11 protein-coding genes are annotated in these 10,751 nt (G+C 41.2%); 6 read left to right on the forward strand and 5 right to left on the reverse strand.

Translation table 11 applies throughout. The features are described from left to right. The 4 genes from GFJ36_RS24350 to GFJ36_RS24365 form a co-directional block, all read right to left on the reverse strand. Positions 1-2,812, reverse strand: a 2,812-nt coding sequence (locus tag GFJ36_RS24350) for a BclA-related collagen-like exosporium protein (protein ID WP_157349754.1), incomplete at its 3' end; no start/stop codon positions are given. A 121-nt stretch (positions 2,813-2,933) separates the two neighbouring features. After that, positions 2,934-3,257 carry a hypothetical protein gene (locus tag GFJ36_RS24355; protein ID WP_001110863.1) on the reverse strand — a complete coding sequence of 108 codons (324 nt, stop codon included), beginning with the start codon at positions 3,255-3,257 and terminating at the stop codon, positions 2,934-2,936. Positions 3,258-3,277: 20 nt separating this feature from the next. Then, positions 3,278-3,502, reverse strand: a complete 225-nt coding sequence (locus GFJ36_RS24360; protein WP_000512461.1) for a spore germination protein — start codon at positions 3,500-3,502, stop codon at positions 3,278-3,280. A 77-nt stretch (positions 3,503-3,579) separates the two neighbouring features. Beyond that, on the reverse strand, positions 3,580-3,885 hold the full coding sequence (locus GFJ36_RS24365) for a rhodanese-like domain-containing protein (RefSeq protein WP_000141210.1): 306 nt from the start codon (positions 3,883-3,885) through the stop codon (positions 3,580-3,582). A 199-nt stretch (positions 3,886-4,084) separates the two neighbouring features. Between GFJ36_RS24365 and GFJ36_RS24370 the strand changes: the two genes are divergently transcribed. Then, positions 4,085-4,267, forward strand: a complete 183-nt coding sequence (locus GFJ36_RS24370) for a hypothetical protein (RefSeq protein WP_000171896.1) — start codon at positions 4,085-4,087, stop codon at positions 4,265-4,267. Between the two features lie 49 nt (positions 4,268-4,316). Here the strand turns inward: GFJ36_RS24370 and GFJ36_RS24375 are convergent, their stop codons facing one another. Next, positions 4,317-5,441 carry a homoserine O-acetyltransferase family protein gene (locus GFJ36_RS24375; RefSeq protein WP_097889178.1) on the reverse strand — a complete coding sequence of 375 codons (1,125 nt, stop codon included), beginning with the start codon at positions 5,439-5,441 and terminating at the stop codon, positions 4,317-4,319. A gap of 159 nt (positions 5,442-5,600) precedes the next feature. On the opposite strand from GFJ36_RS24375, the gene GFJ36_RS24380 reads away from it, so the two are divergent. The 5 genes from GFJ36_RS24380 (at position 5,601) to GFJ36_RS24400 (ending at position 10,547) form a co-directional block, all read left to right on the forward strand. After that, positions 5,601-7,493 carry a spore germination protein gene (locus tag GFJ36_RS24380; protein WP_157349755.1) on the forward strand — a complete coding sequence of 631 codons (1,893 nt, stop codon included), beginning with the start codon at positions 5,601-5,603 and terminating at the stop codon, positions 7,491-7,493. Positions 7,494-7,509: 16 nt separating this feature from the next. Next, positions 7,510-8,604 (forward strand): spore germination protein, encoded by a 1,095-nt coding sequence (locus GFJ36_RS24385; RefSeq protein ID WP_088064691.1) that lies wholly within the window; start codon positions 7,510-7,512, stop codon positions 8,602-8,604. Beyond that, positions 8,580-9,659: a Ger(x)C family spore germination protein gene (locus GFJ36_RS24390; protein ID WP_097889177.1), complete on the forward strand. Its 1,080-nt coding sequence runs from the start codon at positions 8,580-8,582 to the stop codon at positions 9,657-9,659. Before GFJ36_RS24385 ends, GFJ36_RS24390 begins: the two co-directional genes overlap by 25 nt. 90 nt (positions 9,660-9,749) lie before the next feature. Continuing rightward, entirely contained in the window at positions 9,750-9,935 is a 186-nt protein-coding gene (locus tag GFJ36_RS24395) for a hypothetical protein (RefSeq protein ID WP_001982745.1), read from the forward strand. Positions 9,936-10,124: 189 nt separating this feature from the next. Next, positions 10,125-10,547, forward strand: coding sequence for a pyrophosphohydrolase domain-containing protein (locus tag GFJ36_RS24400; protein ID WP_000180547.1), 423 nt, complete (start codon positions 10,125-10,127; stop codon positions 10,545-10,547). The last annotated feature ends 204 nt before the right edge of the window (positions 10,548-10,751 follow it).

Below are 10,751 nucleotides of genomic sequence, written 5' to 3' on the forward strand. Positions count from 1 at the left end.
TTGCTCCCGTTTCTCCTGTCGCTCCTGTCACTCCAGTTGAGCCTGTCGCCCCAGTATCTCCTGTTACTCCTGTCGCCCCGGTTGCTCCTGTCGGGCCAGGTGGTCCACCAGATGGACCTGTTACTCCCGCAGGACCTGATGGCCCCGTTGGGCCGGTCGGTCCTGCTGGTCCTCCAGATGGGCCTGTTACCCCTGTTGGACCGGTTACTCCTGTTGGGCCTGTAGTCCCTTCCCCTGTCGCACCTGTTGCTCCCGTATCTCCTGTTGCCCCCGTCGGACCTTGGATTCCTTGAATTCCTTGTGGACCTTGCACTCCTTGTGCGCCCGTCGCTCCTTGAATTCCTTGTACTCCTTGCACTCCTTGTGGCCCCATCGGACCGGTTGGACCTATCTCTCCTTGTACACCTTGCATTCCTTGGGGCCCCTCTGGACCTGTTGCTCCTATTTCCCCTTGTATCCCTTGAATTCCAGTTGCTCCTTGTGCTCCAGTTGCTCCCGTTATCCCTTGCACACCTTGTATTCCCTGAATTCCTTGTGGACCTTGTGGGCCTGTTGCTCCTACCGGTCCTTGAATGCCTTGTATCCCCTGAGGCCCCTCTGGACCCGTTGCTCCAACTGGCCCTTGAACACCTTGTATTCCTTGCGGGCCCTGAAGTCCCTCTGGGCCTTCTGGACCGGTTGGACCTATCTCTCCTTGTATCCCTTGGATTCCAGTTGCTCCTTGTGGCCCAGTCGGACCTATGTCACCTTGCGGACCTTGGATTCCCTGTGGGCCTTGTGCTCCTGTTCCCCCTGTCGCTCCTTGGATTCCTTGAGAACCTTGTGGGCCTTGAATTCCTTGTGGGCCGGTTGGACCTATGTCGCCTTGTGGGCCTTGAATCCCTTGCGGACCTTGATCTCCAGTGGACCCCGTTACTCCTTGAATTCCTTGCGGACCTTGAACACCTTGGGGACCCGTCGGACCTATCTCTCCTTGCACTCCTTGGATTCCTTGCGGACCTTGTAAACCCGTCACTCCGGTTGCTCCCGTTTCTCCTGTCGCTCCTGTCAATCCAGTTGAGCCTGTCGCCCCGGTATCTCCTGTTACTCCTGTCGCACCTGTTGCTCCTGTCGGGCCAGGTGGTCCACCAGATGGACCTGTTACTCCCGCAGGACCTGATGGCCCCGTTGGGCCGGTCGGTCCTGCTGGTCCTCCAGATGGGCCTGTTACCCCTGTTGGACCGGTTACCCCTGTTGGGCCTGTAGTGCCTTCTCCTGTCGCCCCAGTTGCTCCCGTTTCTCCTGTTGCCCCCGTCGGACCTTGGATTCCTTGAATTCCCTGCGGCCCCTGCACTCCTTGCGCTCCCGTCGGACCAGGAATTCCTTGAACACCTTGTACTCCCTGTGCTCCCATTGGACCTGTTGGACCTATCGCCCCTTGAGCACCTTGCACTCCTTGAGGCCCCTCTGGACCCGTTGCTCCTATTTCCCCTTGTATCCCTTGAATTCCAGTTGCTCCTTGTGCTCCAGTTGCTCCCGTTATCCCTTGCACACCTTGTATTCCCTGAATTCCTTGTGGACCTTGTGGGCCTGTTGTTCCTACCGGTCCTTGAATACCTTGTATCCCCTGGGGACCCTCTGGACCCGTTGCTCCAACTGGCCCTTGAACACCTTGTATTCCTTGCGGGCCCTGAAGTCCCTCTGGGCCTTCTGGACCTGTTGGTCCTATATCACCCATCGGACCTTGGATCCCTTGAACTCCTTGTGGTCCCGTTTCTCCTGTTGGACCCGGTACTCCTTGTATACCTTGTGGACCTTGATCTCCTGTCGCCCCTGTTACACCTTGAGGCCCTATAGCTCCCTGTATACCTTGTGGACCTTGATCCCCTGTTGCTCCCGTTACCCCTTGAATACCCTGAACTCCTTGGATTCCTTGTTCACCAGTTACTCCCGTCGGACCAGGAATACCTTGAATACCCTGCGGACCTTCTGGACCTGTTGGTCCAATTGGCCCTTGAACCCCTTGTATTCCTTGCAAGCCCTGTGCTCCTGTTTCTCCTGTACTTCCAGTCGGTCCTGTATTTCCCGTTACTCCAGTTACACCTGTACTTCCTGTTACCCCTGTATTTCCCGTTGCTCCCGTCGCACCTGTACTTCCACTCGGTCCACCTCCTGGACCTGTCGCACCAGTTGCCCCCGTCGGACCTGGTGGTCCTCCAGATGGACCCGTTATCCCTGTTGGACCTGTTATTCCAGTTGGGCCTGTAACCCCTTGACCAGTTGCTCCTGTTGTCCCCGCACTTCCACTCGGTCCTTGTGGTCCTTGTATCCCTTGTGCCCCTTGTATTCCTTGTGGACCGGTTGCACCTGGTACCCCTTGCACACCTTGAATTCCTTGAGGTCCCTCAGGTCCAGTCGCTCCAATCGGACCTTGTAACCCTTGTATCCCCTGTATACCTTGTGTCCCAGTCGCTCCTGTTGGACCAATCGGACCTTGCAACCCTTGCACTCCTTCTGGTCCTGTCGCTCCTGTAGCTCCCTGTGCTCCCCTCAATCCTTGCGGCCCCTGCTGTCCTTCTGGACCTGTTGCACCTATTGGTCCAACTGGTCCTTGTATCCCTTGCACACCTTGAGGTCCTGTCGGGCCCATCTCCCCCATCGGACCTTGTAATCCTCTTGGTCCTTGAGGGCCAGTCGGACCTTGGGGACCGGTTGAGCCAGTAATCCCAATGCCAGTAAATCCCGTTGGAACGGGTGGAAAGGTAGGACCAATAAGATTTGGTGAAATTCTGAAATTAGAGTTTAATGAATGTTTTTTATCGCGCTCTCTCACACTTTCACCACCTGCACACCATCTTTTTTACATGAAACAAACCTCTTCTTCTTAATATGTATTTACAAAAACAAACTCAAAGACTATTTTTATTTGAAATAATAAAAACTCCCTTAAATCCTTAAGGGAGTCCAGCAATTGAATCCATATTATCTGTATTAGGGACAGCTTGTGCTATACTCGATGCATTTACACTTTGCCCCATATTTGTTCCTGTTACAGTACCGGCAGGAGTGCCTCTTGTATATGTTGTCGTCACCGAATCACCCGGCTGTAAACAAAGCTTCGTCTCCGTCCCTATTACTGTAACAACGTCAATCCAAGTGCACCCCATTGAGCCACTATACGATTTCGTAGCAGTAAATGACGTATCACTCAAATTATCACCAGTAAATATATTCCCAGTGTTATTCACAATAACAAACTCTTTTATATGAGCAGGCATAATTACACTCTACCTTTCCTCTATGAACCTAATGTACGTGTACTCGTTGCTAATGGCGGAAGAAATACTGATGTTCGAATCACCGCTTCTGGCTGCCTTTTCCCATTTAAAAAAATAGCCGCACTCGATCCTCCAGCACCTGCATATATTTTTGCTACAGCTAAAGGTGAGATATCATAACAGTCACCGACATTAACAGCCCCTGTATTATTAATAATTTTTACTTTCCGCAAGTTAATCCCCATTTACCTATCCCCCTTTTGTACACTGTATGCAAAAGAAAAAAACTTGAAACAAACACGTTTCAAGTTTTTTTAGCTACTTATTTCGTTTCACCTTCATATTGAAGCATACCGCCAACCATGTTCATTGTTTTAAATCCTTGCTCATTTAAATAATGGCATACATTTTCACTGCGCATTCCCGAGCGACAAATAAAGATATATTCATTCTCTTTATCAAAGAAATCTACTTTATTTGGGATATCACCCATTTTAATATGTACAGCTTCTGGAATTTTCCCTGCCGCTACTTCTTCATCTTCCCTTACGTCTACTAAAAATAACGTTTCTCCATTTTCTAAACGCTCTTGCACTTCTTCTGTAGTAATTGTTTTAACTTCTGTCATATGTCGTTCCTCCTTATATACAATAAAACCTTTAGTCTCTTCCTTAAACAAGCATATCTAGTCAATTTTAGCATGCGAAAGAAAGAACGCAAAGAATGGAAATTTTATTTCTCAATTTTCTCGCAAAACTTATTCTTTACAAACATAACTCGTGCATTGTATCCTCAATATACTTGTTTTATGAAAGGAGCCAATGAAAATGACACTTTTTCTTTTCATTACGGGCATCATTTTCTTAATCGCCGCAATTATTGCACTTAGTATGAAGAATAATAAAAAGATAAAATCACCACAAGAAATGTCATTCTTATTTCTATTGCTTAGTATCGCATTCTTCGGTATAGCAATTGCCACATATATTTTCCGTCTACAAATCATGTAAAAAAAGGTGCCTACTACATACATCGCACCTTTTTCACACCATTTATTTTCTACACCAAACTAGATACTTTCCGATTTAAAAATTCATAAACTTTCTTTTCAAATAAATGAATATCAAATGCTCCTGCCATATGCCCATTTATACTTTCTATCTCATACACTTCCGCATACTTCCCTTGTTTTTGCAAAATGTCTACCATTTTATAATTATAGCGTGACGGCTGAAGCAAATCTTGTTTGCACGGAATCATAAGTACATTTGCTTCTATGTTAGAAAGCGCCTCTTCTAAAGACGAAAATCCATGCGCAATATCATGTAATAAAACTGCTTTCGCAGTGTATATCCACGAATTTGCATCTACTAACTCTATACTTCTATATGTCACTTTATTTATTTCTTTCTCAAATGATGTTAATGCAGCAAATGTTTCATAAGGTTCTTTCTCTACACTATTACGAGGGAATGTCGTTTCATAAAAATGCTCATCAAATGCGTTCATAAACATCATTCTATTTGCTAAATGAAGTCCCTTCATTGGCTGATCTTCTCCATATTTTCCGCCCTTCCAACTTGGATCTAGTTGAATAGCCTCAATTGCATTTTGCGCTACATTTACCGACGTAATAATTGGATTTTGCGGGTTCGTAATAACACCAATCATCCGCTCTACCATATGAGGATAATGAACAGCCCATTGCTGCGCAATCATCCCACCAGCTGACGGTCCCATTACAGCATGTAACCTTGAGATTCCCATATCTTTTATTAACTCATATTGCACACGAGCTACATCAAGAAATGTAAAAACCGGAAAATCCATCGCATATTCATCTCCAGTTTTCGGATGAATCGATTTCGGTCCCGTTGTAAACACATAAGGGTTCTTAACCTGCACATTACAAAGATTATCAGTACATATAACAAAATATTTATTTGTATCAACTGCTTTTCCCGGTCCAATTAAACCATCCCACCAACCAGACTCCTCATCATGCGCTGTATATTTCCCTGCCGCGTGACTCGTTGCACTAAAATAATGGCATACCAAAATCGCATTTGACCTTTCTCTATTTAAAGTACCATACGTCTCATACCCCATTTGAACAGGAATTCCCCTACCATTTTCAAACGTAAACTCTCTTAAAACAAACTTTTCCTTTTTTACAAATTGCACAGACTCGCCCTCTTCCCGCCATAGTATGAACTGCTGCTTACTAAAGGATTTTTTCTATGCAAACTAATCTCCTCCTTCTTTTCATAAATAAATAAATGAATAATATACAAAATTAGCCACAAAATAGCATTATATTACACAATCAAAGAGGGCATACATATGATTTGGAATTGGCTACGTAAGAAAAAAAAATCAAATACGACAGAGAAAAACGAAACAGATAACTCGGAGCAACAGCCTAACAACCAAGAGAATGATAACAAAGAACAGACTAGAAGTATGAAACATAATAAAGATAGCAATAGCGAGCAAAAAAAAGAGGAACACAAAGAGCCTTCTCAGGATCAGCAGCAACAACATTCTAAACAAAACGACTCAGATCAGAATCAACAACAAAACTCTAAACAAGACAACTCGAATCAGAATCAACAACAAAACTCTAAACAAAACGACTCGAATCAGAATCAACAACAATACTCTAAACAAAACGACTCGAATCAGAATCAGCAACAACATTCTAAACAAGGGAACTCGGATCAAGATCAGCAGCAAAACTCTGGAAATAATAGTATTTATGATTTTACGAAACCAGAAAAAGACCGGATTCACTCTCTACAAGATTTAATAGAGAAACTCAAAAAATCTAGCGATTTTGTTAATTATCACACATCTGACGATGAAACGATGCCTTATTGGATTTCTTACTACCGCCCTTCGCTTGATGGAGAGAAATTACAAAAGTATTTAATGCCTACTCTTTTAGAACGACCTAACGCTTCACTAGAAGAGCTAAAAGAACATATTCCAATGAGCGGTATTACAATTACGAACGATTTACAAAAAATTGAGGATATGGTGTTAAAGGGACATGCAATTATTCAATTGAATCAGCAAGACCAAAAGTGTATGCTTGCAAACATTGCAATTGATACGTATCGGGCACCAAGCCCTCCTTTAAACGAATCGACTGTTATCGGTCCTCAAGAAGGTTTCGTAGAGGATATTGATACAAATATTAATTTAGTTCGAAAACGTCTTCCTGTTTTAGATTTACAAACAAAAGAAATGATTGTCGGCGAGTTTTCCAAAACAAAAGTTGTCATGATGTATTTAGACAACCTCGCTGAAAAAGAAAATGTAGATTTTCTCGAGGAGTCATTACGTGCTCTTGAATATGATCAAATTAATGATAGTGCTTATATACAAGAACTAATGGGTGAAAAGTCGATTTTCCCTCTCTATATCAATACAGAACGTACTGATAGAGTTACAAAAGCACTCATTGATGGGAAAATTGCTATTTTTGTGGATGGTTCTCCAAGTGTTCTACTTACGCCAGTATCCTATTTCGATTTTTTCATTTCACCAGAAGACTATAACGTTTCTTGGCTATACGCTACATTTTCAAGGATTTTAAGATTAATTGCCGTTCTATTTTCAATTTGTGCTACACCGTTATATGTTGCAGTTTTAAATTATCATTATGAACTTATTCCAAGTGATTTACTTGAAACCTTGATTTTATCAAGGGCACAAGTACCGTTCCCACCTTTAATTGAAGCACTATTTTTAGAACTTGCAATCGACTTATTGAGAGAAGCTGGCGCGAGGTTACCGATGAAAGTTGGTCAAACACTCGGGATTGTAGGCGGTATCGTAATCGGGCAAGCATCTGTACAAGCTGGTTTAACGAGTAATATTTTATTAATTATCGTTGCCTTATCAGCACTTGCTTCCTTTATTACACCTATTTATAAAATGGGTAATGCAGTTCGATTACTACGCTTTCCATTTCTTATGTTTGCAGAAATAGGCGGATTGTTCGGGATTTCTCTTGGATTTATCTTCTTATTTACGCATCTATTCAGACTTACTTCCTTACGTAAGCCGTACGCTTTGTTTTATCCGACAAGACAACAGTCGGTTAAGGACTCTTGGATTCGTTTTCCTTTAACGATGATTGATACAAGGGATGTACAAGCGAGGCCACAACATGTAAAAAAATCAGCAAAAGGAATTTCAACAAAACATAGATCAGACTTTGATGATTAAAGAACGAGGTGCATCGATGAGTAAAGTTCAAGAAAAATATCAAATATCTCCTGTCTTTGTCTTCTTCTTAATTCACGGTGCACAGTTTGGAGCTGGCGTTCTCGGCTTCGCTCGAATTACTGCCAAGGCCGCTGGATACGATGGCTGGATGGGCGTTCTAATCACAGGAATCTGTATCCAGATTCTTATATGGATGATGTATTTTTTATTAAAAGAAACAAACGGTAATTTAATCGACTTACATCGGCAAACATTTGGAAAGTGGATAGGGAATGTCTTTAATATCATCTTTGCAGCCTATTTTTTAATCGTCAGTATTTCGGTTATTCGAACGTATGTTGAAATTATTCAAGTATGGATGTTCCCAACTGCTTCCACGTGGATGTTAACACTCTTTTTGTGCTTAGTTAGCTATTACATTATTTCTTCTGGATTTCGTGTAATTACCGGTATTTGCGTCATCTCTGTTGGTGGTACATTAGGATATTTATTTCTAAGCTTATTCGTTTTGAAATATTCACATTGGGATAATTTACTACCTATATTCACACATTCTTTTTCAGACATTTTAAAATCCGCTCAACTGTCAATCTACAGTATGACCGGTTTTGAGATTTACCTCATGGTGTATCCATTTGTGAAAAAGCCTATGCAATCTCATAAATACGCCCAGCTTGGAGCACTATTTTCAAACCTTCTATATTTATTTAGTACCCTTTTAGCCTTTTCGTTTTTTAGTGAAAAACAATTATTAAAAACGATATGGGCCCAACTTTCTATGACCCAAGTCATTCAATTACCATTCATAGAAAGGCTAGAATATATTGCAATTTCAGCTTATGCCCTCGTTATTATTACAAGTTTTATTCTACCTTTGTGGGCGGCAATGAGAGCAACTCACGAAATATTCCGTGTAAAACAAAGAGGTGTTTTAATCGCTTTTATCATTATCACCCTCATTGTTTCACAACTTTTAACAAACAGACACGATATTAATAATTTTATTAGTAATGCATCAAAGGGGAGCTTTTGGCTCATTTATGTATACATCCCAATCCTATTTATCATTGTGTGGGTGAAAAGAAAATGGAAAAAATCAAAAATAAATTAATACTTATCTCTTGTATAACACTCTTCAGTCTAACTGGATGTTTACAAAAAAATATTATCGATGACGTACACCTTATCCAAGGAACTGTCTTTGATGTAGCAAAAGATAATAAAATAAAGGTAACATTTGTTTGTCCTATTCAGCAAAAAGGGAACAAAGTTCAAGTTTTTGAAGGAACAGCAAATGCTGTAAAACAAGTAAAAGCAGATACATCTTTAGAGTCTTCTCAACCATTTGCTAGCGGGCAAATGCGAGTTGCTCTATTTACCACCCGAATTGCTAAGAAAGGAATGGTTGCTTCCTTTGATACATTAATTCGCGATGTAAACATTGGGAATGCTTTATATGTTGCTTTACTTGAAGGTAACGGTACTGAACTTTTAAAAGGAAAGTACACGACTTCATCCAACGTTGCAATTTATATAAAAAAAATGCTAGAACATAATATGGAAACCGGTCCTTTACCAACAGATAATCTACATGTAGGAGCATTCCGTTATTATCAAGAAGGGCAAGACTACTATATTCCAATTCTAAAGAAACATGGTGATAAAATAAAAATCACCGGAATTGGTCTTTTTAAAAAGGATAAATATGTTGGTAAAATTGTGGAAAAAGATATGTTTGTATTCAAAGGACTTTTAGAGAAACATAAGTTGGATTCACATGAATTTAAAGCAAATCCTGGGTACGTAATGATTAATAATATTCGTTCTGTTCCAACATACGATATAAAAATAAAAAATGGAAAGCCTTCCTTTTCCATTCATGTTAAACTTGAGGCTCGTATTCAAGAAGTATCGAAACAAATTAACTTAGAGAATGCTAAGAACACAAAAAAGATTGAGAAGGCCGTCCAAAAACAATTGGATATACAAGGTAACAAGTTAATTAAGCAATTCAAATCTTTAGGTGTCGATCCTCTCGGGCTAGGAGCTAAGTATAAGCAACATTATCGCCCATTCAAATTAGAAGAGTGGAAACAAATGTACAAAGATGTTCCAGTTACTATAAAATACACCGTAAATATTACAAATTCTGGTGTAATTGAATGAGAAATGATTGAACTCCTCTCTCCAGCATGATACAACGGAAAGAGGAGTTTTTATTTTAGATAGAGAGAGAAGATATTTACGGGGGAGCTTATGTCTAAAAAATTAGTAAAGCCTATTTTAAATGGTATTTTATTTCTCGGCGTCTTTTTATTTGCTCATACATACTTAAAAAATGTTTCCTTCACACGTTATTTACTTGTCGTTATACCAATGTTGCTCGTTGGTATGTTTGGCATCGATCTTCTTTTATCCATTTTAATAAAAGAAGAAAAATAACGAGCAAGGCCGTCCCAAAAGTATTCCGGGATGGCTTTCTTTTATTAATAGGTTATGTTTTGTCGTTTAGTCGATATAATCTTTCCCTATCTTAACTAAAAGATGAAACTTTTGAACAGTCCTTTTTCATTTCATAATCACCTTATGTTACAATGAGATTCGGCACAAAGCGAGAAAGGATGAAACAACATGACAAACGAAAAAGGTTTAGATAAAGGATACGAACTTGTTGCAAAAATGCATGAAGAGTTCGGACACCCTGTGACAAATACTCCAACGAAATTAACAGAAGAACGTGCAAAAATTCGTGCTAGCTTTATGCAAGAAGAGCTAGAAGAATTTCTAGAAGCAACGACTGTTGAAGATCAATATGATGCACTAATTGACCTTATTTACTTTGCATTCGGAACGTTTGCCGAAATGGGCGTACGTCCTGATAAAGGATTCGAAATTGTAAATAACGCAAACATGGCAAAACTATTCCCTGATGGAAAACCTCGATTCCGTGAAGGTGACGGCAAAATTCTAAAACCAGAAGGCTGGCAAGCACCAGAACCACAACTTCGTGCTGAAATCGAACGCCAGCGCCAAGAAGCTGAAAAAAACTGCTAGGATTTCCTAGCAGTTTTTTATTATGTCTTTTTTTCTGCAATTCATTAATGACCCACGTGTCCAGCGTGCCCTGCTGCTCCACCAATGCTAGCCGCTCCCGCTGCTGCCCCTGCTCCTCCTGCTCCAATTCCACCTGTCCAAGGAGAAGATTGTTGCTGTTGATATTGTTGGTATTGTTGGTGCTGTTGGTGCTGTTGGTGCTGT

The sequence above is a fragment of the Bacillus sp. EE-W1 genome, from assembly GCF_009760835.1.
In the GTDB taxonomy this organism is placed as follows: domain Bacteria; phylum Bacillota; class Bacilli; order Bacillales; family Bacillaceae_G; genus Bacillus_A; species Bacillus_A wiedmannii.